General features: G+C 60.7%; 15 protein-coding genes. 13 read left to right on the top strand and 2 right to left on the bottom strand.

Annotated elements, in window-relative coordinates:
* Positions 1–238 precede the first annotated feature (238 nt).
* The 8 genes from G9C83_RS15130 to G9C83_RS15095 all read left to right on the top strand — a co-directional run bounded on the left by G9C83_RS15130 (position 239) and on the right by G9C83_RS15095 (position 17,687).
* Entirely contained in the window at positions 239–2,926 is a 2,688-nt protein-coding gene (locus G9C83_RS15130) for a helix-hairpin-helix domain-containing protein (RefSeq protein WP_167247439.1), read from the top strand.
* A gap of 136 nt (positions 2,927–3,062) precedes the next feature.
* Positions 3,063–7,727, top strand: a complete 4,665-nt coding sequence (locus G9C83_RS15125; protein WP_167247438.1) for a DEAD/DEAH box helicase — start codon at positions 3,063–3,065, stop codon at positions 7,725–7,727.
* Positions 7,727–8,659 carry a hypothetical protein gene (locus tag G9C83_RS15120; protein ID WP_167247437.1) on the top strand — a complete coding sequence of 311 codons (933 nt, stop codon included), beginning with the start codon at positions 7,727–7,729 and terminating at the stop codon, positions 8,657–8,659. Before G9C83_RS15125 ends, G9C83_RS15120 begins: the two co-directional genes overlap by 1 nt.
* Positions 8,656–9,495 carry a hypothetical protein gene (locus G9C83_RS15115; protein WP_167247436.1) on the top strand — a complete coding sequence of 280 codons (840 nt, stop codon included), beginning with the start codon at positions 8,656–8,658 and terminating at the stop codon, positions 9,493–9,495. Before G9C83_RS15120 ends, G9C83_RS15115 begins: the two co-directional genes overlap by 4 nt.
* Position 9,496: 1 nt before the next feature.
* On the top strand, positions 9,497–12,409 hold the full coding sequence (locus G9C83_RS15110) for an ATP-binding protein (protein WP_167247435.1): 2,913 nt from the start codon (positions 9,497–9,499) through the stop codon (positions 12,407–12,409).
* Positions 12,399–13,079 (top strand): hypothetical protein, encoded by a 681-nt coding sequence (locus G9C83_RS15105; RefSeq protein WP_167247434.1) that lies wholly within the window; start codon positions 12,399–12,401, stop codon positions 13,077–13,079. Before G9C83_RS15110 ends, G9C83_RS15105 begins: the two co-directional genes overlap by 11 nt.
* Before the next feature lie 107 nt (positions 13,080–13,186).
* Positions 13,187–17,260 carry a DEAD/DEAH box helicase gene (locus tag G9C83_RS15100; RefSeq protein ID WP_167247433.1) on the top strand — a complete coding sequence of 1,358 codons (4,074 nt, stop codon included), beginning with the start codon at positions 13,187–13,189 and terminating at the stop codon, positions 17,258–17,260.
* Positions 17,261–17,276: 16 nt separating this feature from the next.
* Positions 17,277–17,687 (top strand): phospholipase D-like domain-containing protein, encoded by a 411-nt coding sequence (locus G9C83_RS15095; protein WP_208288916.1) that lies wholly within the window; start codon positions 17,277–17,279, stop codon positions 17,685–17,687.
* Positions 17,688–17,722: 35 nt separating this feature from the next.
* Here the strand turns inward: G9C83_RS15095 and G9C83_RS15090 are convergent, their stop codons facing one another.
* Together G9C83_RS15090 and G9C83_RS15085 are read right to left on the bottom strand one after the other, a co-directional pair.
* Positions 17,723–18,430 carry a hypothetical protein gene (locus tag G9C83_RS15090; RefSeq protein ID WP_167247431.1) on the bottom strand — a complete coding sequence of 236 codons (708 nt, stop codon included), beginning with the start codon at positions 18,428–18,430 and terminating at the stop codon, positions 17,723–17,725.
* Positions 18,431–18,436: 6 nt separating this feature from the next.
* Complete coding sequence (locus tag G9C83_RS15085; RefSeq protein ID WP_167247430.1) at positions 18,437–19,513, bottom strand: hypothetical protein; 1,077 nt, start codon at positions 19,511–19,513, stop codon at positions 18,437–18,439.
* A 290-nt stretch (positions 19,514–19,803) separates the two neighbouring features.
* Here G9C83_RS15085 and G9C83_RS15080 point away from each other — a divergent pair, with 290 nt between their 5' ends.
* From G9C83_RS15080 to G9C83_RS15060, 5 genes are all read left to right on the top strand, one after another.
* A complete protein-coding gene (locus G9C83_RS15080; RefSeq protein ID WP_167247429.1) occupies positions 19,804–20,475 on the top strand; it encodes a hypothetical protein in 672 nt (223 codons plus the stop codon).
* A 385-nt stretch (positions 20,476–20,860) separates the two neighbouring features.
* Positions 20,861–21,637 carry a transcription initiation factor IIB family protein gene (locus tag G9C83_RS15075; RefSeq protein ID WP_167247428.1) on the top strand — a complete coding sequence of 259 codons (777 nt, stop codon included), beginning with the start codon at positions 20,861–20,863 and terminating at the stop codon, positions 21,635–21,637.
* 226 nt (positions 21,638–21,863) lie between these two features.
* Positions 21,864–22,340: a DUF6884 domain-containing protein gene (locus G9C83_RS15070; protein ID WP_167247426.1), complete on the top strand. Its 477-nt coding sequence runs from the start codon at positions 21,864–21,866 to the stop codon at positions 22,338–22,340.
* Positions 22,340–23,581, top strand: a complete 1,242-nt coding sequence (locus tag G9C83_RS15065; protein WP_208288914.1) for a tRNA-guanine transglycosylase — start codon at positions 22,340–22,342, stop codon at positions 23,579–23,581. Before G9C83_RS15070 ends, G9C83_RS15065 begins: the two co-directional genes overlap by 1 nt.
* Entirely contained in the window at positions 23,581–25,137 is a 1,557-nt protein-coding gene (locus G9C83_RS15060; protein WP_167247424.1) for an ATP-binding protein, read from the top strand. The genes G9C83_RS15065 and G9C83_RS15060 overlap by 1 nt, the downstream gene beginning before the upstream one ends.
* Positions 25,138–25,143: the final 6 nt, after the last annotated feature.

Raw genomic sequence — 25,143 nt, 5'->3', positions numbered from 1 at the left:
GGTGATGGCTGTGTGATAGTCGGCAACTCCGAGGTGAATACGTGGTCTTCCTCACTATTTTTATGTCAAGGTTGGCCACAACTGGGTGAAGGGGAGCGGACACATCCCAGCCAATCAACACAAATGATAACGGTCATCAGTATGCGTCACACTCTACCACATACGATTCACCGACTACGTTATGAAACCAGATCCTAACACGCTTGTTTCGCGGGCTGAGGGATCGATCGCGTCCAGCGTGTTCACCGACGACGAGTCCGGGATTTTCTCATCCGAATACCTCTCGGATACGTCCGCATACGACCTGCTACAAGAAGACGAACAGATCCACTATCTCTTATTCACTGGCTCCAACAGTGTCGAAATCGAGTCCGGCACGTCCCCGGAGCCGGAAACCGTTACGCCGGACAGGGGGCTCAAGGGGGTAGTGGCAGTGACTGACCAGCGGATACTGATCGCAATCGGGCGTAGGGGTGGCGATAGAGTCATTGAACTCGAACCGCCCGCTGTTACGGCCGCTAAACGAGAAGGGGGGCTGTTGTCGACGAAGGTCGTCTTCGAGACGACGGCAGAGTCGGTGAAGTCTGCTCGTGCCGACTCCAGGAAGACCTACTCAGTGAGCGTCAAGAAGATGAGGTCCTCGGACGCTGATGACGCGGTTGAGTACGTTCGGAAGCAATTCGTTCCCGTCACAACTAACGGGCCCGAAGACGGAACAAGAAGCGCTGAACTACGAGCGAACGGCGGAGTCTCGACTAGTGCCAAGGCCGTCGACGTTATTGACACTGACTTCGTCGAAGACGCCACCGCTGTTTCAGAAAAGGCTCTCCAACAGCTGGCCGAGGCAGTCGGAACAGTCCGCCACCTCGACTTTGAGGAAGCAGAACTGAACGAGGCGATTTCAGCACTCGAGACTGCTCGTGACCAGCTCTCATCGATCGCCGACGAGCAAGGGTTGTCTACGGAGTCAATCAGGAGAGCGATCGAGTACGTCGAATCGACACTGGAGTCACTCCAGGAGATTCGCACCGTGAAGGCGCAAGCTGACCGGAAGCTCGTGCTGATCGATAACGGTAACGAAGTCTCCAACTCGACCCTCACTGACCTCCTTGACTCGATCGAAGACGCGAAAGGTGTCGCGGATGACCTCGGTCTCGGAACCGAGAGTCTCGACGAGCGCCAGACAAGCTTGGCCGAACAGCTTGACGATGATGGTTCGGTTGAATCCAAAAACGGGGCGAACGACCCGGTACAAGCATCTGGAGTTGCGGACTCAAGGGAATGGGAGTGGGCAGGCGAAGACGAAGACGAGTCAGACCAGTCTCCCAACGACAGTCGGCCAGCATCCAGTAGAACCAGTGAGGGGACGGGAGCGTCGGACGACTTGCCGAACGACCCTGCCAGAGAAGATCTAATCGAAGAGCTGCACCGCATCGAATCGGAAACAGGAAAGAAGCCCACACCATTCTTCGTCAAGAAGTACGCACGATACGACAAGCAGGCGTTTCTGGAGGAGTTCAAGAGCTGGAACCGCATCTCCAATGTCGTCTCCAACGACGCCCCAGATGAGTCAGCGTCCAGCGAGCCGGCCGCTAGCGAGGCGACACGGTCGACCGCTTCGAGTTCGGGAATCACGACGGCGGACGCCAGCAGTTCGTCCGGTGCGAGCAGCGAACCGAGCCGCAAGGCCGTCCTTGAGGACATCGAACGGGTCGCCGACAGACTCGGAAACTCTCCAAAGCTCGCGGAGTACGCGTCACACGGACTTTACACGAAGGGAGAGGTGTACGCACACTTTGATTCGTGGGAGGATGCGCTCGATGCGTCGGAAGCAGGAATCCCGTCCCGGAAGGAGTTACTCGCCGAACTAGACCGGTTAGCGTCCGAGCTGGGGTTCCCACCACGCGAATCCCACATTGACGAACACGGCAAGTATGCTTCGTACCCCTACCAGCTCAAGTTCGGTAGCGTGAACGCTGCTCTCGAGGAAGCGGGTCTCGACGTAGAGTCGCACGTCCGGGAGTGTCTCGCGGACGTCGTCGCCAGCACGGCCGGACGACCCACGATGAGCGACTTTGCTGAGGATTCGCCGTACTCGGCCAACGTTGTCTACAAGTACTGGGACAGCTGGGGCGACGCTCTGGACGACATTCGGTCGGTGAACTCGGAGGATAACTCGGACGCAGAGTCCGAGGTCATCCAAAATGAGTTGAGCGAGCTGTACGAGCAGGTCCGGAATCTACGGGTGCTTTGCGATGCTATCGTGGACGCTAGGTGGGATGTTCTTGATGACGATAATAAGATCGGGCCGATAGACATGTGGGTAAAGCGCCTCAGGAAGTACCCTGCGGACACATCTAGCGATGCAGCAGCGTACAGCGTACAGCAGCGGGACCGGAACCCGTTTTCGATGGCGGAGTACCGGGAGAAGTTCGGGACAGACGGCCGTGTCACAGAGTTCGCTGAGACTGAAGCTAGGCGGCCGCCAGCGGCCGTGCGGTCACTGTTGGGGGACATAATCGACGGCGACCCGGACAAGTTCTACCTGCCGGTCGACTCACAAAACGGCGCCCGGCTCCCGGTGGTCGTAGAGTCGCAGTCGGAGCTCGACCGTGCCGTCCAGATGCTCGAACGTCTCCCGGAACGCCCCGCCTCGGCCAGCGCGAACACTGATCCGGAGCCCGGGGCGGAAGATGGAACAGAGACTTCGGTCTCGACGACGAGTCGTTCGTCCTCACATACCACCACAGCCGTAGACTCCCTCACCGAGGTTAACGGCGTGACCGAGGAAATTGCTGAGGCGCTCATCGCCGAGGGTCACAAGAGCCCCGACGATCTCAAAGACGCGTCCATCGACGAGCTGGCCGCAGTTGATTCGATTGGGCGCCAGATCGCGTTGCGAATCAAGTTGAATGTGAGCGACTAACCGGCCGACGGCACCGAGATAAAGCAAAAAGACAGATCAAGCACGCATACGGACGCCAACGAAAATGCACTCGCCTCAACAGACGCTCGACGAAGCCATAGACCGCGCAGCAGAGATTACCTGGTGGAACCGCCAGATGACCCGCCTCAACGAGGTGGTCAGCGACGAGGAAGCGACCTCGTTCGTCCAGAACGAGGTTGTCGAGCAGAAAGGACCCTACGTGGAGTTTGTCGATGCGCCGCAGTTCCACCACCAGCCGGCAGCGGAGTTCCTCGGCTCGCTGGGCTACAGTGACGAACTCATCGACGCCGTCACCGCTGAGCTATTCGACGGCGACCCTAACGGGTCGCTGTACGAACACCAGGCAGAGACGATCGACGCCATCGAGGGCGATACGAACGACAATATCCTCGCAGTTCCCACGGCGACCGGGAAGACGGAAGCGTTCTTCCTCCCGGTCCTCGAGCATTGCCTCTCTACAGATGAGCCGGGTTTGAAGTCCCTGGTCGTCTATCCAATGAAGACGCTCGGCGTCGACCAGCTCAATCGGTTCATCTCGTACCTCGACCAGATCAACCGTTATCGGGACCCCGAGGACCGCATCACCATCGGTATCTGGGACTCCGACACACCGACCCGGGTCGGCACCCGAGACTACGAAATTGAGGAGGGATCCTATATCCGCGGCCTCGAGTGTCCGCGCGAGGACGGCGAGAAGCTCCGGATTCTCGGGGATACCACCGTCGGCACCGAAGACAACCAGTACTCATGGATTCGTGTCACGCGAGACGCGATCCGAAACGGTGCGGACATACTGCTGACGAACCCGGAGGCACTGGATCACATGTTCGTCAGCGACAACCCAGAGACGCGCCAAATCCTCGGGGAGTCGCCGGGCGAAAATCCCGTTGAGCACATCGTCTTCGACGAGGCACACGTCTGGAGCGGTATCTCGGGTGCGTCGATCCGGCTGTTGTCGGAGCGCCTGACGGACTTCTACGAGTCACGAGACCCCCAGATTACGATGGTGTCGGCGACGGTGGACAATCCAGCCGAGCTCGCCCACAGTTTGACGGGCACGCCGGAGGACGAAATCAACTCCTTAGGGTTCACGAGCCGCGAGTTCCCCGTCACCGGAACGCCGAACTTCGACCGGTTCACGCCGTGTTCTGCCGCGGAGCTCGCCGGCGTGCTCGCGCTAGCACGGCTCGAACGGGTGTCGGTCGAGGAGTTCGAGGAGTACGGGCTCGGTGACGCACTCCAGACGGCTGAAGAAGTCGGGCTGGTGGCCGGATCCGATGGCGGCGGCGTCGTTCTGACGCAGGATGCGGCCTGGATCCGCGACACACTTGCGGACGAGGTCGAGTCCTTGCTTGAAACCGACGACTACGACGATCACGAGGATGTCGCTGCCGCGCCGGAGGCTCGCGACCGACTGTCCGAAGCCCTTCTGGACGCGGGCGGGCTCTACAGCGAGTGGTTCGAGTACGTCGTCGACGCCGTCCCGGAGGCAGCGGAGTTCGCTCACTGGTTCGACGAGGACACCACCGGCGAAGTCGGATTCAAGCACTACGACGACCTTCTCTCGCGACTCGACGACGAAGGCGTCGACGACACAGAGGGCATCCTCCGGACCGTGATGATGTTCGGCCGGCTGGCGGGCATGGTCACCGAGAAGTACCACGTGTTCCTGAAACCGCCGCACCGGGCGTACCTCTGCCAGAGCTGCCAGACCGTCACCCGAGACAAACACTGTGCGGACTGCGGCGGGAAGAACAGCGAACTCCAGTTCTGCAAGCGCTGTCACTATCCGTACGTCGAAGTCAAGTCCGCGGACGGCGAGTCCGCGGACGAGACGGCGTTCCGACCGTACGACCACGCCGGTCCCGTCGAGAAGTGCCCAGACTGCGGTAAGTGGCCGAAATTGACTGACGTTGGCGTTCCCACCTCGAGCCTGCTTTCGTACATGCTCACTGAGGTCTGTCGGACGTCGCCGTCGAAGAAGACGCTCGTGTTCTCGGACTCCCACAGCGCCGCCGAGTCCGTCGGTGACAGTATAATCAGCACGGAGTACGGGCTGATGGCGGAGACGCTGTACGTCCAGGAGCTGATTGAGCGCGGCGGGACTGCGGACAACTACGACGTGTTCAGGGACGTCTCCGACCGCCTCCGCGCGGAATACTGGGAACCGCTGATTCAGAACGAGATTGACGAGGATGGCACCGCGTACAACTTCTTGCGCACGCTCCTCGACGACATTGAGGGGCACGCGATGTTGCACAACGTCGAGAACCTCCTCGACAGCGCACTAGTCACGGCAGAGGCGCTGACAGAGATCAACGACCCGACGGAGCTTGTAATCGCCCACGAGACCTACAAGCTCTTCGTGAAAGACCCCGGTGTCGGCTTCAAGAAGAACAAAATCGGCATCGAGGGCCTCTCAATCCCGAAAATCGTCGACAGAGTCGCGAGCCGGTCCGGATTCGACCACGAGACTGTCCGAGAGGTTCTCCCTGGCGTTTTGGAGCGCCTGATTGCCGAGTCGATCGTCGTCGAGCAGTCCTGGGAGGAAGTGCGGCAGACCGTCGCGAACGCCAGAGTCGGCGACGAGAAAAAGGAAGACACCTTCGATTACCTCGAAGATGCACGAGCGGAGTTCGAGAACGCCGGACTCGGAGACTCCGAGAGCGGAATCCTTACACGGGTTCCGCGTCGCGACAGTTCCACGCTGGCGTTGCTCGAACGTGCAGCGTTCTGTTCGTCCTGTTACCGGTCGTTCCCCGTTACCGAGGCCGGTGGCCTCCGCGACTGTCCCGGGTGTGGGTCACCACTAGAAATCTACCGTCGGTTCACGCAGGACGACGACGGTGATCTCGTCGCGGCGCCGGGCTACGCGGACGTCGACTCCGGTTGGCCGTTCGCCGTCGACCACTGGGCGCACGACGTCACTGACCCGATCCGCGACGGTGCCGAGCCCGAATTCATCACCGTCGGCATCCACAAGGGGAACATCCCGCACACGCTCCGCGGCGCCATCGAGGAAGGGTTCCGGAAAGACGACCCGGACGTCAACATCGTGAGCGCGACGCCGACGATGGAACTCGGCGTCGACATCGGGACGCTCGAAACCGTCGCTCAGGTCGGTATCCCGCCAACACTCACGAACTACGTGCAGCGCAGCGGGCGTACTGGCCGGACGCGCGGTAGCTCGTCGCTGGTGATGACCGCGGTGCGAGGCGAACACCCCGTCGACGGACACTATTACGCGAATCTGGATACGTTCCTCGACGACTTCGAACCGGTTCGCGTCCCCAACCCCTACGAGTTCGAAGAGCTACTCGCCGGCCACGTCGTCACGGAAACGTTCGCGTACCTCGCGCGCAACCCCCACCCGTCGAACGTCTTCGAGCGGATGTACCAGCTGAACGAGGTGAACCAGAGTCTGGACGCGTTCGTCGCTGACGTCGAGAACAACCTAGACATCCTCGGCGAGTTCCTGCTGTCCGAACGCCGTGAGGCGCTCGAGGACCACCTGGAATCGGTGTTCGGTGACGCTGGCGTGGAGACGTTCGCGCACGTCTTCGAGGGCGACGGTCCACTCTCGCTGTCGAGCCGGGTCGAGAAGACGTTCTCTCGGATCACGTCGATGTCTGGATCCGCGGAGACGAATAAGGCGTTCACGGAGAACAACAATCGACTCGATCGGTGGCTGTCGCGGCTGGGCTACCTCGCGAACTACCGGAGCTTCGGCCAACAGTTCCCTGTCAAGTTCGAGGGGTACAGCGAAGGCATCGAGTTCGAGGGGGCGGGCCGGCTCTACGACATGTATCCCGGCGAGGAGAACGAGCTTGGCGCCGTTATCACGCTTCACGGTACTGATTATATCGTCGACGACGTCCATGGGTCGTCCACGCCGCTGGCGACCCTGCACGTCTGCGACAACGAGGAGTGTGACCGCCCATTCGAGGGATACGACCGCAGTGTCGAGCACTGCCCGTACTGCGGAGATGACCTCATCGAGACGAACGTGCACGGCGTTAGCTCCGTCGAGTGTAAGCCCGCTCGGGGCGGTCAGAAAATGTACAACACGCACGGGCTGATGACCACGTCAATCACCTCAGACGGCTCACAGTCCGTCAGAACGTCGACCACACGGGACGTCTTCGGCCTATCGTGCGAGGCGACGTACGGAGAGCTCGACGTCACGGACTTCGTGTACGCCTTCGAACGGCGGCACTCCGCGAGCCCGGACAAGGAAGTCCTTCGATCTGAGGCCGTCATTGAGGGCGACTCAAGTGCGTCAACAGCGGGGCAGTCCTGGGAGGAACGCCTAGAGGAAGCAGATACTGAGGAGTACGCCCCGGTCGGTCAGCAGTATCACACGCAGGGAATCACGCTCCGGTTCGACGCTGATGACATCCAGGAACGGGTAGAAAGCGTCGAGTCGGAGACGGCCTCCTGGCCGCAGGCCCTAGTCAGCCTCGAACAATCGCTCGACAAAGCCATCGCCGTCGTCGCGCAGTGCGACCGGTCGGACTTCCGAGTCCAGGCGGACCGTACTGGCGGCGAGGTCGTCGTATACGTCATCGACAGCCGGCAGGGTGGTAACGGTATCTCGTGGCAAGTCTGGGAGGAGCTGGCCGACGTCGAGCGGCGCGTCGCCGAAGTCGCGGACTGCGAGCGGTGCAACGACTACTGCGACGAGTGCCTGCTGTTGTCGCGCACGCCGGCGTACTACCTCGAAAACGATCTCCTGAACAACCGAACGCTCGCTGCCGTCACCGGCAGCGGAGGAAATTGATGCAGGAGCCAGCCACATTCAAACGGCTTCGAGACGCCGACGTTGCAGTTGTCCACGACGATGTCGACGAGACGTACTGGTGGCTACTCCGATCAATGCCCGCCATCCACTACCTCGGCTACTCGACGTTCACGTATCCGACGTCGTGGCGAACGCTCAACACGGGCGGCCAGTTCCAGTCGTACACGGACCAGTACGACTACCTCGAGTACGATTACAAAGTGCTCGGCGAACTGGAGGACGAGGCGTTCGGCGACGACCTGGTCGTGGTCACCAACGAGTACTACGAGTCGGAAACCCAGTACTCGATCGATCACCTCATCAGCCGGTACTCCTCGAGTCCGGAGACGCTGCTCGTAGTGACAGACTCGCCGCGATTTACGCCTCGGGGCGGCCAACGTCCACTCTACCAGGAGCAGTTCGTGGAGCGCGTCGGGTCCTACCAGCGACTCTACGTGGCCTTCGAAACGTACTACGAGGACGCCGGCTGGGGACTTCCGCTGATCGACACCAAGAACCTGTTCTTGCACGACAACGCGAACCTCTACCAGTTCGTGAGCGGCGATACAGTCGAGACGACGACGGAGCTGTTCGACGTCCTCCCAGACGCGCCCTACCTCCCACTGTACGACGTGTTCGGCGACATCTTCTCTCGACCGGACGAGTACGGGACGGTCCCGCTGGACGAAGACGACGTGACCGGCCTCCAGCGCTGGCTCCGCCGCCGCGTCGAGTGGGACCGCGGCACCGCGACGGACGTCGCGGAAGCGCTGAACAAAGCAGTCGGCGAGGACGGCCGCACGTTCGACCCGTCGTACGCGGCGCGGAGCCCGAAAGTGCGGGACGCGATTGAAGCAGGCAAGGAACTAGACGCCAATGAGTCATCAATTCATAACAGATACCAGACCTGGTTACAACGGAACAAACCATGAGTAGTGCCGAAGGATACATTCTGAACGCGGTACAGACGCCCGGGCCGCTCTACCCAGTCTACAAATCCGTCGCGAGCGGTCAGCGGACCAAGGAGGCCATCAAGGCGGACGCCGGGATCGACTCCAACCTCGACGCAACCCTCGACGGCCTGCGCCTCCTCCGGCTTGTCGGCAGGGAGGACGGCGAGTACTACACGAGCGACTACAAGTGGGACACCGGCAGCGACGAGCGCGACTTCAAACTCACCGCGCTGCACAACCTCGCCCAGGAGTGCGACGAAGGCGAGTGGGGAAAGCAGGCTGTCGCCCTGCTGAACTACGGCTACCTCCTCGAGGAAGACGTCCAGTACTTCGAGAACAACGAGGAACCGCTCTACGACGCGATCGACGACTGGTTCTCGTCGATCGGCTACCAGCCCCAGTCCCAGCAGGGGCGGATTACGCACAACGACAACAAGTTCGCCAACTGGACGCGCCTGATGCACTTCCTCGGGCTCGTGCACAAGGTCCGCGGCCGGGAGCACACGGTCTACCCAGACCCTGATCTGGTCCGGACGTCACTCGAACTGGCAGTCGACGACCGCGGCATCGACGTCGACGGCGCGCCCGGCATCGAAATCGAACAGTACCTCCGCTGGCTCCGCGGGAACCTCCTGTACGTCACGACGACGTCGGACGGACAGGTCCCGGAGGGGCTGGCGCGAGTCCTCTTCGAACTCGTGCGGGACAACGAGATCGAAGTCGTCGAGTACGGTGACGCGGGCGCGATCGGCCTCGGCGGTGTCCCGCCGTACGACGGCATCGACAACGAAGCGAACACGATCAAGCTGGTCTAACATGAGCACGGAACAAGAACAACAGACCGACGATTCAGGCCTCTACTGTCCACACTTCCAGAACGTGGACGAGGAGACGCTCCGCCGGCTGTTCTCGAAAGTGGCGGCAGTGCGGTCTGACGACAAGGAGCTGTTCGACTTCACCCACCGGCCGATCCAAGTGTTCCGGTCGCCGCAGGGGACCCAGACGGAGGAAGAAGTCGTCAGCGAGGAGCAGGTGTATCGGGAGTTCTCGGACGAACGCGTCGGGAACTTCACTGTCGTCATCGAGGGCGAAGTCGGCACGGGGAAGTCAGAGCTGTGCGCGTACCTCGCGCACCGGCTGGAGGAAGACGAGCGACCGATCCTCCACGTCGACAAGGACGACGACCTGATGACGCTGCTCTCCGAGCGCATCCCAGAGTTCTACGAGGGGCAGTTCGGCGAAGAGCTGCCGGGCGCGTCGAACTTCAAGCAGCTCCGGGAAGACCTCGAGCAGAACGGGAGCGTCGTGGCGAACAACGCGACGTCGGGCGCCATCCTGAACCTCAGCGCGCGTGGGTACGACATCGACGTCGGGGACGACGATGAGGAGAAGATCAAGGAGTTCGTCCAGGACCAGCTGTCGCTGCTCGTGGAGAAAGGCGAGTACGCCAAGGAGATCAAGTTCGTCACCGAGCAGGCCTACCGCCGGAACGACTTCCTCCAGATCGTCGCGGACAGTGTCGACGAGTCGGAGGCGGTAACAGCGTTCAACGAGGAGCTGTGGCGGGAAATCCGGGACCGTTACCAGACGGCTTCCCTCGACGACGTCCTCGAGCGGGTCGGCGACCGGTTCACCGACACGCGGCCTGTAATCGTCTTCGAGGACTTCGCGATTACAGCCATGGAAGGGCAGCGGCTCCGCAACTACATGGAGCGGGACAAGAGCAGCGACAACTGGGACTTCGTCGTTGCGGGCACACGCGACTCCACGCAGGTCCTGCACACGCAGACCGCCGAGGACCGCTTCGAGTTCTACCGGACGAACCGGCAGAACTCGAACAGCGTGCTGTTCCTCGACGAGGACTCCGCGGTCGACTTCATCCGCCCGTACCTCGGATACTTCAAGTCGTTCGACGGCAGCGTCCGGTACGACCGCAGCGGAGAGGGCCTGGAGATCGAACTGGAGCCTGCGCCCGCAGATTCGACCTGCGCGGACTGCGGGTTCTGCGACGAGCCCTTCCGCGACCTGTTCCCGTTCAACGAGCCGTTCCTCGAGCGCGTCTACCGCGGCCTTCGCGAGGATGAACAGTCGCCCCGCGAGTACGTGATGGCCGTCTTCGACGTGCTCCGCGACTACTACGACGGGTACGTGGACGCGCCATCCGACGCCGAGCGGCTGTCCACGCTGACGAACAGTGTCGACCCCGCCACCGAGATCTACGAGCAGGCGGATTCGGTCGCGAACCTCGCACGCTGGTACGGCGTTCCGACCGAGGACGGAATCGAAGTCGACTGCCGGTTCGTGGACGTATTTGGACTCCAGGATACGGTCGCCGCCCTGGATGGAGTCGAGGAGTCCGGCGGCAGCGTCCTCGTTCCGACGGATAACGACGTGGATGTACCGCCAACCAACGGAGGCACGACCGGTGGTGGCACCGGCAACGATATCGGAACGTCGGGAACGACGGTGGAGCGGAAGTCCAAGGCGCAACGGCTGATCGAAGAACACCGCCCGAACGTCCAGCCGTGGCAGCAGAACCCGGGCGACTTCCCGGAGATAAGCCGGTACTTGCGCGTCGGGCTTCGTGACGCCATCGAACGGCTGACGAACGACTACCAGCTGTTCGACGGGACGACCTTGCGCTACAACCTGAGCAGCCAGAAGGACCCGTTCGTGTTCCGGTCGATGGCGCGGGCGCCCGACGAGGACCAGATCGTAGTCGATCCCGAGGCGTTCCGCATCTCGGACCTGAAAAAGCTCCTCGAGTTCGGTGTCTACCGCGAGGAGGACAAGTCGGGCGCGGACTACGCGGAGCTCCTGCGCGAGATGGGGACCCACTTGACGGGGTACGCTCGCCGCTGGCGCACAAAGGTCATCGAGGCGAATCTCCGGTCGGAGACGCGGTTCTTCAAGAAGTCCGCGGATTACGAGTTCGAGGACTTCGCGCTGGCCGGCTACGCGCTGGTCGCCCTGCTGGACTCACCGTTCGAGGGGCTGTCCGCGGAGACGCTCAGTGAGCGGTTCTCTGACGGGACATCGTACACGATGGACTCGGACCTCCGCGCCGAACTCCAGGCAGAGCTACCGCCGGACGAGTTCGAAGACCTCAGAGCATTCGTCGACAACGGCCAGTGGTTCGAGGACCTGGTTGAGGGGTTCTACGGCGCCAACGCGAACACACTTGATCTTGCGGCGGTCCGCGACCGGATCGCCGAGAATCCGCCGTACGAGGTGCTTGCCGGGCTCGGACGCGGACAGATCCAGCGGATCTCGCCGCGCGTCCGGTTTGACACGGACAGCAAGATTCGGGACATCGCGGACGGAGCGTACGACGCACAGGCGGCGCTCGAGGAAGTTGAAAGCGAGTACCGCGCCGACACTGTGAGCGTGTTCACCGATGAACTCGACGCCGTCTCACTCACGGAGATCGAAGACATCGTCACGACGCTTCGCACCTACGACAGCGCGGACGCCGAGATGATCGAGTCGCTGAGCAAGTTCGTCGCGCTCGACCAGACGGACATCGACGATGCGGTCGCGGCCGCGGAGCTCGCGTCCTCGCTTCGCCACGGGTCCGATCAGGACCGGCTGCACGCCGTACTCGTCAGCATGAAGCTCGTCGCATCCGATGTCTACCAGCGCTATGATGACATCACGATCGTGGGCGGCGGGACGGTGTCTGGGTTCGCGACCGAGTTCAAACGCGTGGGTGATCACTATGTCGAGTAACTCGCAGCCGCTGCAGACGCGTCTCGAAGCAGTCCAGGAAGAGTACCGCCGTCGCCACCTTTCCGACGAGCTGGACGACATCGCGGAGACGATGGAGGAGACGATTCTCCAGCGAGTCCTCGCGAAGGCGTTCTTCGAGGAGTCTGTGCAGATCGACGCCGAGGCCAGAGAGCGCGTCGAGACTGTCATGACGCACCTCGACCGCGGCGACTACGGGACCGTCGAGGCCGAAATCGACGACCTCGAAACGGACGTCGAGTCGGCGGCGACGACCGTCGAGAACCGCATTCAGGAGCTCCGACTGAAGCACAACTCGACGGTCGCCGCGATGCGGCGGCTGAACGACCGGGTCGACCGCGTCAGCGAGGTACGTCTCGAAGCCCTGGAGGGCCTGCTCGACGACTGGCGGTGGAAGGAACACGTCTACCTGAGCGGAGACGCGTCACTCGACGAACTGGAGGCGAACGCACGCGAGTACGGCGAGGAGATGAGAACGGCGTTCGACGATCTCAAAGACGAGATGTTCGGCGTCTACCCCGAGGAGATACGGAATCTGATCTACCGGATGATCGAGGACGAACGGCTGTCGTATGCCGACCTGAGCGAGACGCAGCGACGCCAGCTCGCCGAGTCGGACATCGGTGAGTACATCGAGCTCACACTGTCGTAACGCGACGCGCGGCGCCCGATGTTCGGGGGTATCGCGTCTCGGCTTCGTGTGAGCAACGTTGAAGAACTGGGAGCCGAATCGGAGGAACACGCACTGTCTCACCCCCTATGCAATTTATTGACCGGCACACCAACGCCGCTCGCATCAATCGGGACGTTCGACCGCTCATCGATGGAATTCTCAACAACAGACGCATTTTCGACGCGGACCAAGACGACCCGCCGTTCGTCACGGAGGCGGTGAAGTACCGGAGCGAGAAACAACAGCGCCGGCAGACGAGTCCATACGACGGCTCCGACGAATTCGTTCAGGAGATTATCGATTTCTTCGGGTTCGACCCGTTGGACTTCCAGGTCGAGAGCTGGCAGACCGTCGAGGAGCTCCACCGTGAGCGCCGTGAGACCGGGGAGAACAGGGCGGCGGTGTTCTCTGCGCCGACGGGTTTCGGGAAGACAGAGGCATTCCTCGGGCCGCTATACCAGCTCCTCCGCGAGGGGCGCCAGGAGTCGACAGCGATCGTGTACCCGAGCCGCGCACTCCTTCAGGACCAGCTCGGACGCGTGCTCGAGCACGTCCACGAAATAAAGTCTCAGACCGGAGACCAGCTGTCGGTCGGCGTGTACGTCGGTCGGATGCCCTACGAGATGAGCGACGTGGAGACGAACTCGACGTTTTTCGATGCCGGTGGCGGGCGCCCCCGGTTTAGGCTGGCAAACTGCTGGTGTGGCAAAGAGGGGTCGCCGAACGCCTTCGAGTATCACGGCACCTCTCGGTCGTACACGCTGCAGTGCGAGCAGCACCCGGAACACTCGTTCACGGACCAGGAGCTGGTCCTCTCCCGGAAGGACATGGTGTTCCACAACCAGCCGGACATTCTGCTGACGACGCTGGAGTCCCTCGAGGGGTTCGCGCTCAAGCCGAACTACCCCCTAATCGACAACATCGACACCATCGTGCTCGACGAGGTGCACCTGAACACGCAGCTGCGGGGTGCACATGCCGCGAAAATCATCCAGAACATCAACGACATCACCGAACAGCCGGTTCTCTGGCTGGGATCTAGTGCGACCATCGACGACGCGGCGCGGTTCGGGAAGCAGCTGTTCGGCGTCTCCAGCAACCACATCCGGACGGTGGAGCCGCCGGAGTCCGACTTCGACGACGACCACGACGACCACGAGCACTACTACTTCATGCTCGCGTCACAGGACGGGCCGGGGGCGTCCTCGATGTCCATCCAGCAACACCTCCTGCTGGGGCACAGCCTTCTCGAGGATGCGAATGGTGAACGCGGGAAGATGCTCGCGTTTATCGATAGCATCTCACAGGTCAATCAGAAGTACACGCAGCTAGTCGACGCCGACCACAACCGCGAGCTGTGGCGGTACCACCTTGGCGGCGACGATGTCGAGGACTGGACCGAAGTTGCGCGGGAGATGAACCACAACTTCCTCGACCAACATCTGAGCTTTCTGCCGGTGTACTCCGACCGCGGGTTCGACTCCGCTGACGTCGGAAACAGCGACGTCCTGCTGTCGACGTCGTTCTTAGAAGTCGGGATCGACGTGGGGGAGATTAAGACGATCACCCAGTACCGGACGCCCTGGGACCTGTCGTCGTTCAAGCAGCGCGCCGGCCGCGCTGCACGCGAGGAGGGCATGGACGCTCATATCGCGGTGATGCTGTCAGGACTCACCGGGGACGCGAACATGTTCTACCGAGCCGACCGGTTCTTGGACTCGGACATCCGTACGCCGTTGAAAACGGACAACGACGTGGTGGAGTGGATTCACGGACGGTTCCGCGAGTACTACGAGGTAGCCAGCGACGTCGAACAGCGCAACTTCCGGTTGGAAGACCCACATGAGGTGTTCGTTGAGGAGTACCTCGACGACCGCTTGGGCTTCGACGCCTACCGCCGGCTCTTGCTATCGCCATCGGAATTCTTCGACGAGGAGCTAGGCGTCGATGTCGCGCCCGAACCACTGCTCTCCGAAGCGCTCGTCGAGGAGGCGTATGCAGCACTGGAGACGTACCTCGACGAGAGGCAAAGCGAGTTCGAGGACATCGAGTCGTTCTTCGGGCTGGACGACGGTGACGTGGTCAGGGGCGAGGACGCCGTCGACAACTACGTACACCGCGTCCAAGACCAGGTACTGAAGCTGGTGAACTCGCTGTTCGGCCAAGTGTCTGGGTACGAGAACGAGCTCCACGCACTGGGCGCTTCTGGGTACGAGGCTGATGTTGCCGAACTGGAATCGGAGCTCGAGCGGTTACGCGAACGGGCGTCACGGATTCCGGACGGTGACACCCAGACGAAAGTCCAGCATTTCGAGGGACTGTTGGGTGACCTTTTCGGGCTGAGTGGCGATCTAATCAAGCTCCAGAGTCAGGTCAATCGAGCCTCTGACGAACCGATTCCGTCGGTCCGCACGGATCGGCTGAACGAGGTGCAGGAGGCAGTGACCCAACTGAGTGCGCTCAGTGACGACGACCGCATCAAGGACTTCTACCGGACCCAGAAGCAGGTGTACTACCTGCAGGAAGTACTCGACGAACTGGAGGAATACGTGAGCTTCGGTCGTCCGTACCTCAGTTTGTACGCTGTCCGGCACCTGCTGCGTGGTGGGTACTACCTCGACCGGTTTCTACAGGTCGACGACCGGTCACTTGGCGAAGTGTGGTACGTCCCGCCGAACTACTACGGTGACTCTGGACGCTTCTTTAGCGTCTTCCAACCTGACTCGACCAGTAGCTCCGACGAGTCCATCGACAAGCTCGTGTCCACGTACGCGCCGTACCGCTCGGAATATCAGTCCGAGACGAACGAAATGCAGGCGTTTCTCCCCCACACTGAGGTGACTGAGGATGGGGTCCAGTTCGACTTCTCCCGGAACGTGAGCGGGGAAGTCCGCGACGGTATCCTCGTCCCGGACTCGATCGAACTGGACTCGATGACTGACCTGAGTGGCGAGGCAGCGCTGAATATCGTCCGGTACTGTCCCGACTGCTACCAGATCCTCTCTGACCTGGATAACTGTTTGCGACACGGAAAGAGTAAGCTGGGCAAGATTCACTCTGATGCGCACGTGAGTACCCGGATCAGAGACGAGACGCAGATCGATACGACGGGCACAATTTCACTGGCGGACATCACGTCCGAAGTCGCCCTCGAGGGCGTGACCCTCAACATTCGGCCTGCCCAGTCGTGGGGGGCAGAGGTGAGCTTCGGGGCTGGCGATCCCTTCGAGGTTGATATCGACACGCCCGAGGAAACTATCGGCTTCCAGCTGGACACGCGTGGCCTCATTTTCGACATGGATTCGTTCCTCGAACGAGTGAACAGTGAGGAGGTCCGAGAGATCGCCGAACGGTACAACGACTTCGAGGAGTTCGACTACGAGTACGTCGCCTACCACACGGCGGCGCACTTCTTCCTGCAGCTCGTCTCAGACGTCAGCGCGGTCAACACGACGATGCTGTTCTACGGGTTCGACCGGGAACAGAGTGAGGTCTACGTCTTCGAACGAACGGAAGGGGGACAGGGAATCGTCGATCTCGTGTACGACGAACTCGAGAGTGACCCGGCAACGGTACTGGAAGCAGTCAATCGGACCGCGTACAACCCTCAGGTTATCAACGAGCGGCTCTGGGCCGACCACGCGTTCGTGGACCGGCTCCCGGACTCGCCCGAAGACGAGGACGCGATCGAGGCGCTCGTCAGTGACGTGCTCGACATTCCGTACGAGTCGGTCGTCGACAGCGTGGTGCAGGAAGTCTTCTCGAGCGTCGACAAGGCCTACCAGTTCGCAGCCGACGAGGGTGTGGAACTCGAGGAGGCGTACAGGGTGAAGCGCGCGATCGCCAGTGAGCAGGTCGCTGGCGCCGAGGAGTTCCCGACGGACGCAGTCGCCGGACTCGACGTCGATATCTCCGACGCCGACCGCGCCGAGACTGTGTTCTTCTCGCCGGACATCGACGGATGCGTCGAGAATCTCCACCTCAGCGAGTGCATCGCGACAAACGAGCAAAGTGACTCGCTGAGCTACGTCCACTTGGAGGCGCTCCGGGAGGAGGTCGTCCACACCGTTCCGTCCGACGAGACGAGCGACGAAATGTTCGACAGACAGCTCATCCCAGCAGGTGAATTCAATGACACGAGCGTTTTCCTTGACTTCTGAGAGCCTCTCGTACTTCGTGGGGTTCGCGCTCCTCCACAGCGACCGGACGGTCATCGTGTCGCCGTGGCTGAGTGACGTCACTCTCAACTTCCCTGTCAACGACCGATTCTCGGAACGGGACGTCCGACTGCTCGAGGCGCTCGAGAAATTGCCGGAGAAAGACGTCGAGCTGTTCGTCCGAACCGGCGAGCAGCACAACGAGTACGTCAAAAACCGCCTCCCCGACCACGTGGCGCTTCACGAAGTTGACGACCTGCACGCGAAGGCAGTGGTCTGCGACGAGTTCGTGTACATGGGGTCGGCAAACATCACGCACGGTGGGCTGACGCTCAACCGCGAGCTCTGCGAAATCCTGGAAAACGACCACGAATCGGCACGAGCCTACGTTCGGGAGAATTTGGGGCTAGAGGTCGAATCGGCAGACTAGCCGGCTCCGAGTGGGGACACCTCATCTCCAAACTGTCAGTCAGTGCCGCCCGTGATGGAGAGCTGTGACGGGAACACAACCTTCAATTCCCACCGTTCGTCTTTCGCGTCCCTGAGCGCGGCGTTGATTTCTTCGGCCGCGTCCACGAGGTCAGCTTTGTCCATCGTGACGAACACACCGGAACTATCCTCGCCCTCCGCTGACCAGAGGGCAGCGTCACCGACGACGCGGCGGTCGTTGTCGTTGCCGACTATTTCCCCGAGTGCGAACATCACCGTGAGCCCGGGCTGTTGGTCGAACGTCACGTCGGGCAGGACTTCCTCTGTGAGGTATTCGAGACGGCGTTTCGCCGCGCGAGTGACCCGACGCAGTTCCCGCTGAACCGCCGCCCGATCGTCGATCTTCGACAACCGCATCTGGATGTTTCGAACGTGTTGTTCGTCGTTCGCCTGGAAGTACGGTCGTCGAGAGACGGGCGTGTAGCCGCCAACTTCACCGTCCTCTTCGAGGAGGAAGTCGACAAAGTCCTCGTAGATATCCGCGCGCCGGTCGCGGACCGCCTCGAGTTCTTCCGCGACGGTGACACCGACCACGATGCCGACCTCGTCAACGTCCATGATCGCGGACGCTCTATCGCGTTCGACGTCTTGCTGCACGTAGTTCAGGAGGACGCTCGTATCGACGAAGACGGTCGACGGACTCGAGTTTCCACCCTCGGACTCGGCGGCGTCCTCAGAACCCATACGTCCTCACTCGAGATACTGTGAGGATAAATCACTTAGTCTCTGGGACAACTCCGGATCGGTCACCGGCTCGTAGTCGTCCGGGCCGGGGAGCAGGCCGGCCGAATCGAACTCCGCCGCCAGATCGCGCTGTCTATCCCTGACCCGTTCCTCGAAGGATTCGAATTCGCGAGCCCGCTCCGAGCGGAGGGCGTCCGCACGCGGCCCGGTAGCCGTTTCCTGCGAGACGAGCAAACAGGGGTACTTCCAGACGTAGAAGTAGAAGAAGTCCTGGAGGTCATCGAGCAACGAGACGTGACCTTCGGTCAGTTCGTCCCGCGGCCGCTGGTCGACCATTACGAGCACGTCTTCGACGAGGTCCGTTCCGTCGACGACCACGTCGAACGTCTGGGCGAGCCGGTCGTCCCGCCGGAGGTGGTAGTGCAGGTCCGAGATGGACAGCTCGATCGACTCGCGTATCGCTGTGATCGACCGCGCCGGCTCGTCGCCGCGGACGTGGCAGGCCACGGCGTCGGCCAACTCCGAGAGGTTCGCGCGCAGGTGCGTGCTCTCGATGTACAGTAGTCGGTACGCTTCGGGTGCCATCTCTTGGTAGAAGTTCTGGAGGAACCGCATCGTCTCCTGGTGCCACACGTCCGGAACCTCTCGCCGGTAAAACGAGTGCAACTCCTCGCGAGTCACGTACGTCGTGACGTCCGCCGGTGCATCGTCGGCTCCGCCGTCAGCGTCCCCAGTGAACAGAATTGGATCAACGCTGGGTCCCTCAGGGCTTGCGTCGTCCACCTCGTTCGTCGTCGACGGCTGGGCCGCTGCATGGGAAAGCGCGTCTGGCCCGGTTGGGCCGGATGGTCCGCCCGTCACGGCGTCCGGCCCGATGTCGCGGTCGGGGACGACGGCGCCGGCGAGATACCAGCTGTACGTGACCGGAATTTCGAACTCGTCGATCGCGAGGTACAGCAGCTTCTGCAGCTTGGTCTTGTTCGCGTACGACGGGTCGACGTCGGGGAGCTCGACGAGTACCGTTTCGACGGCGTCGAGCAGCTGGTCGACGAGCGCAGCTTCGGTGTCTGTGAGTTTGACCATCGGTCTACTGGACGCGGCTATCAGTGATTGTGGAGAGGTCGCTTACCGGTAAATCTCTTTGGACGAGCCGACTGTCGCTGGTACCCACGACGGCCAGTTTCGACACCGTGGGGAGCGCAGTCGACCACGTGGTCACGTTCCGGTGACTCGATCGGTGGATGTCGGGTATCCATCTGGTCGTTCGCTATCCACAGGTCTGTCTCGGCATATAAATCGAAGCGCAGGTCGGACGATCGGAACGCAGCGGTTTTCGGGGCTGTGTATCGAGGGTTACACTAATGGCTCGTTCCGTGCCGATCAACGTCGAGTACTGGTCGCTGCAGTACTCGGCCCGAGAGGACGACGAATCGACCTACGAGGCGGCGATGCAGTCGCACTCAGCACCACTCGAGCGCGCTCGCGCCCTCTGGGACTGGAAGGACCTCAGCCGCGGGGTCGACGTCGAGGCAGTGACAACCGTCGTGTCCAACGACGAGCTGGCGGCGCTGACCGAACGCGACCCCAGCGACGCCGTCGCCACCCTAAGTGACCGGCTCGTAGATCGCGGCGCACTGGCCAATCGGACGGTGGTTACCCCCGCCTTCCTCCTGCACCTCGCGGATAGCGGTCCGCACGCGTACTCTCCACGATTCCCCATCTTCGATGCTCGCTGCTGGGTTGCATTCGCGTACCTCTCGGGCGATCGGACTGGCGACGAGTCGCTACCCGCGAGTGCTACAGCGTCGGCCGATCGGTTCGGGGAGTTCAGCGAGTTCTTCCAGAAGACACTCCCGGACTCCGTCAACGGTCGGAAGTACGAGCAGGCGCTGTTCCGGTTCGGGTCGTACGTCTCGTCGCTGCCCGCCGACACCGTCGACGAAGTCGACGCACACCTGCTAGCGCTCGAAAAGGCGGTGACAACGTCGCATGATCGAGACGGCTTCGCGCTCGTCCAGACGAGCAACGACACTGACCGTGTGTGATCCGTTCTTTCAGTTTAAGTGCAAGCGCTGACCTCGGGTGAATGGGGGTGGGGGGGTTCACCGTGCCTCTGACATAGCCCTCCTTCCTCCGCTCTCGAACCGACCAGAGAAAGTTACATAACGCTCCCAACTAAATAGTACGACCACGACGCGCTGCTGCGACGGCAGCTCCGGCTTGTTGGCACCGACCACTGACCCGCTTCGAACCCGCCCGCAGAATCGCAGCGAAACCACCGGTGTCGGTACCGAGTCGCAAACACCGACGACATCCGTTACGGATAGCGCCCCGGCATTCTGCGGGTCGAACGAACGCACGTCGACGCGCCAACGGTCCCAGGAATGTTCGGAGTGTGGAGCGGCCAAGCCCGTCACCGACAGTGGCAGTGTGTACTGCGGCGACTGCGGTGTCGTACTATCCGAGGGGCTCCTAGAGCGGAGCGAACCGCGGTGGCGGGACCGCGCAGACCGGCGGCTCGGCCCGAGTCAGAGTATTCAGTGGCTTGACACCGGATCCGAGATTGGACAGGCGGGCGCAGAGGCGACGGAGCGGTTCACGAGGTACGATGACAGACTCACAAACAGCGAGCGGTCGGTTGTCCGCGGCCTCCGCGAGGTCCGAAGCGTCTCTTCGGGTGTCGAGCTGCCAAAGCCGATGCGGGAACGGGCAGCGTACCTCTACCGACAGTGTGCGGGCAACGACCTCCTCGTCGGTCGATCCATTGAGGCGTTCGCGGCGGCCTGCGTCTTTCTCGCCGCTCGGGAGCGTCACTATCCGGCGACGGTGGACTGCGTCGCAGCCTACTCCCCGGTAGCGGCTTCGCCTGTCCGCCACCACGTCCAGGTCGTTAAAACGGAACTCGAGGTCACAGTCCCGCCCGCTCATCCGCGGGACTTCCTTGCGCAGGTCGTGTCGCGTCTCGATCTCGGTCCATCGGTGGAGCGCGTCGCCGCACAGTACCTCGAACGGGTCACCGCGGAGGGGATTCACGTCGGCAAGCATCCCGCTGCAGTCGCCGCGACAATCGTATACGTCGCTGCCAGTGAAGCCGGACGCAACCTGACGCAGGCGGCCGCTGCGGACGCCGCAGACGTGTCCACTGTCACAATCTCGCGGCACGCCCAGGACGTCGAATCAGTAGTTTCTGGCGCCGGAGAAATATAGAATAATTGATTTTTCGGGAGCAGGCGCGAAGCGACGAGTGTGTTGGTTTATAAGACAGTCAGACTGCGAGTGCCACCAGAGACGTTCTCTGTCAGCTCGTGGCGGCGAAAGCAAACCGAAGGGAGCTAAGGATGTGGCGCCTGACGAATCCAATATCACAGCCACACGACGTTCGAAGTCATTCAAGGGGGCAACATTCAAGCATCGGTGGTCGCAACAACAGAGTATGTCGTCCTTACTGGTACAGGGTTGCTCTAAGTCCAAGAACGAGCCGGGCGAACCGGTGCCGGCTCTGGATTTGTATAGCGGGTTCTTCTTCAAAATCATCAAGAAGGCGAAACGTGAGGAGGAGTTCGACGAAGACATCGATCTCTGTATCCTCTCTGCTGAACACGGCCTGATTGATCCGGACGATGAGATATCGTGGTACGACCGTCGGATGGATGCGAACCGCGCCGCGGACCTCGCACCGGAAGTGAAGAAGAGGATTGTTGAGCGCGCGGACGACTACGAAAGGATAATCGTGAACGTCGGCGGGGACTATAACCGCGCGTTAGAGGGTGTCGAGTCGGTACTCGATGTTCCGGTTTACTTCATCGAAGGGGATGGTATCGGGTACAAGGGAAGCATCCTAAAGCAGTTGGTCAGGGGCGATCTCGAGGCGTTGGAGACGAATACGCGGACCATAGCACCTGTCCAGTGATGCCTCACGCAAAATCTACCCGGTCTTTCAACTTCGACATCAGCTCGACATCCGGTGACGCCCGTGCAGGCTCGTTGCATATAAACGGTACAACGCTCGAAACCCCTAATCTGTTCCCGGTGATGAATTTTTACGCGGGAGGTTCGGAACGGAGTGTTTACGGCGGAGGGATCCATCGAACGCTGAAGGAATTCATGATCGGCGCCGACCGTGTCGGCCTCGAGCCTCTGGACCGCTACTTCGACGCTTCGATGATGTCCGTCTCTTCGCTCACGGACTACAATCTCACCAGAGACCGTTTCGAGCAGTACCTGGAGATGCCGATCAAGCAACGGGAGTTATTCGAGCCGTATAACGGCCTGATCTTCGCAGATTCCGGCGGGTTCAAATTCCTCAACAACGCCGAGATTGACGGTAGCGACTTCGAGGTCGAGATGAATCAGGAGACTGTCTATGAAATCCAGGAAGCTATTGGAAGCGACATCATCGTCAACCTCGATCATCCGATTGCTCCGGACGACTCTCACGACGAACGGATCCGAAAAGCCGAGAAGACAGCGGAAAACATTCACGAGTTTCTCACACTCACTCGGGACTTCGAGGGAGCTCAGTATCTGACACTGCACGGATACAACTATTCGATGATGAACGAATTCCTCGACGTAATCACCGACTCAGTCCCGATGGGCGTGCTCCGCGAAGGGTTCGACGGCGTCGCACTCGGTAGTCTCGTCCCAAAGAAAGACAACCGAGGCGACCTTATTCAGGCTGTCACTGATTGCCGGGAGGTCATGGACGAATGGGGGATCTCGGACTGGCCGCTCCACGTCCTCGGGATTGCAAGTCGTTCCATCCCAATCCTGGCCGCGCTCGGTGCAGACACCTTCGACTCTAGCACCCACCTCCACAATGCGATAAACGGCAAGTACAACCGAACTCTGATGGATCAGGTATCCATTGAGGAGGCCGATTTCAGTCAGTGTTCCTGCCCTGTCTGTCAGTCTGATCATCTGGTCGATCGCATGAACGGGAATGCCGAGTACCAGAAGGATATTCTCGGCCCCGTTGCGATGCACAACCTCATTATTCAGAAGCAGGAACTGGAGACCATCCGGAACAGCATTCACCAGGACGGGAACGATGCCCTCATCGAATACTTAGAAGACACGTTCAGTCGAGACAAAACAATGCGCCGATTCGCTCACCAGGTCGTCAACGAATCCCTCGGAGGGTACTTCTAATGAAAAAGTCGCCAAAAGTCAACGAAGTAAACGAATTTCTCGAGATTGCGAGCGACTTCGAGGACCCGCTCGAAGTCATTCGCGAATCGCTTTCGAATGCATATGACGCTCACGCAACCGAAGTCGAGATAACAATCCAAAACCGGCCGAACGGCTCCGACATTATCATCGAGGACGACGGACAGGGAATGAACGAGCGTGACCTCGAGTCATTCTTCGACCTGGGGAATTCAAGGAAGACCGACTCAATCGGGTACAAGGGCCATGGTACCAAGATCTTCTACAAGAGCGACCGCATCGAGGTCACAACCATCCACGAGGGAACTAGTTACCGCGCGGTGATGGACAAGCCGTGGGAAAAACTGAACCGAAAGGAGCTCCCCGAATACGACCTGACGAAAAACGAGGTCCGTCCGGGTAACCCTGGAACGAAAATCAAAATCACGAACTTCCGATCGGGCCAGGGGTTCGCCGCAGAGGAGCTGACGTACAACAAGATTCACCACTATCTCAAGTGGAAGACAATCGCCGGTTCTACTGCGCACCACTTCGGTGACAGCCAGCGCGAAATGGAGATTACCGTCGATCTCGATGAGGAGATCGATGATACTCGAGATCAGTTAACGACGACGAATCGGCTGGAGTTCCCGGACGAACAACACGAACCGGACGACGACATGTATCCTGCTGCTCGGATGTGTAAACACTACCCGTCGGAGGAAATCGATATCGAGTACGAAGGTGGTGAGACGACGCTACAAATCACGGGAATGGTTGGTGGGAAAGAAGCTCGAAACGAGTTGCCTACGTACGGCCGACACTCGGCTCAGTTCGGCATCTGGTTCGCGAAAGATCACATCAAAGTCGAACGATTGAACGAGGCCATCTCTCACGACAACGAATTCATCCATTTCTTCTTCGTGGCGAACTGCCAGGACATCGAACTCTCTGCGAACCGCGAAACGATACGAAACAAAGCCAGTCCAGTTTACCGAGCACTCCGGGACGAAGTCGAGTACTACATCTCCAAGGTCACGCAGGATCCCTGGTTCAAAGACTACCTCCAGACACGCAAAGAGGGGCAACACCGGCGCCGCTCGGTCAACCAACGTTCATCGATTTCAGAACGCCGAGATCAGGTTCGGGCCAACGGGTTCAGTCCGGACAACCAAACGGAAGTCCTTCTCGCCATGGAACGGGCGACGCAACAAACTCAGTCGTCACCCCTCAGAGTCGAGGACTTCGATCCGACTGCAGACATTCACGCAATTGTCCGGCAGGACGGTAAGCTTCGAAACGCGGTCGTTCATCCAGAACTCACTGAATTATTCGAGGAAGACGTTCCACTCGAGAATACAGAGGTTGCGATTTGCTGGACACGCGGTGATCCGACCGAGTTACAAGAACACGAGCGACAGGGATACTATGGTGCCAATCTCGAATTCGACTTCGACGAGAACACCCTCACGTACCACGGTAACTCTACACACCACATCGACATCATCGAGGTGGAGTCCCTCATCAAGCAAAAGACACTCGCAGCCGCAGACGACTAACTGTCC

The sequence above is a fragment of the Halobacterium sp. R2-5 genome, assembly GCF_011734195.1.
Classification (GTDB): domain Archaea; phylum Halobacteriota; class Halobacteria; order Halobacteriales; family Halobacteriaceae; genus Halobacterium.
Note: the sequence above shows the minus strand (reverse complement) of the source record. Positions and strands in the feature narration are given on the sequence as shown.

Coding starts and splice junctions, on each gene's coding strand:
- G9C83_RS15100 (WP_167247433.1), top strand. CDS start 13,187: ATGCAATTTATTGACCGGCACACCAACGCCGCTCGCATCAATCGGGAC.
- G9C83_RS15070 (WP_167247426.1), top strand. CDS start 21,864: ATGTCGTCCTTACTGGTACAGGGTTGCTCTAAGTCCAAGAACGAGCCG.
- G9C83_RS15060 (WP_167247424.1), top strand. CDS start 23,581: ATGAAAAAGTCGCCAAAAGTCAACGAAGTAAACGAATTTCTCGAGATT.
- G9C83_RS15090 (WP_167247431.1), bottom strand. CDS start 18,430: ATGGGTTCTGAGGACGCCGCCGAGTCCGAGGGTGGAAACTCGAGTCCG.
- G9C83_RS15110 (WP_167247435.1), top strand. CDS start 9,497: ATGAGCACGGAACAAGAACAACAGACCGACGATTCAGGCCTCTACTGT.
- G9C83_RS15120 (WP_167247437.1), top strand. CDS start 7,727: ATGCAGGAGCCAGCCACATTCAAACGGCTTCGAGACGCCGACGTTGCA.
- G9C83_RS15115 (WP_167247436.1), top strand. CDS start 8,656: ATGAGTAGTGCCGAAGGATACATTCTGAACGCGGTACAGACGCCCGGG.
- G9C83_RS15085 (WP_167247430.1), bottom strand. CDS start 19,513: ATGGTCAAACTCACAGACACCGAAGCTGCGCTCGTCGACCAGCTGCTC.
- G9C83_RS15105 (WP_167247434.1), top strand. CDS start 12,399: ATGTCGAGTAACTCGCAGCCGCTGCAGACGCGTCTCGAAGCAGTCCAG.
- G9C83_RS15065 (WP_208288914.1), top strand. CDS start 22,340: ATGCCTCACGCAAAATCTACCCGGTCTTTCAACTTCGACATCAGCTCG.
- G9C83_RS15125 (WP_167247438.1), top strand. CDS start 3,063: ATGACCCGCCTCAACGAGGTGGTCAGCGACGAGGAAGCGACCTCGTTC.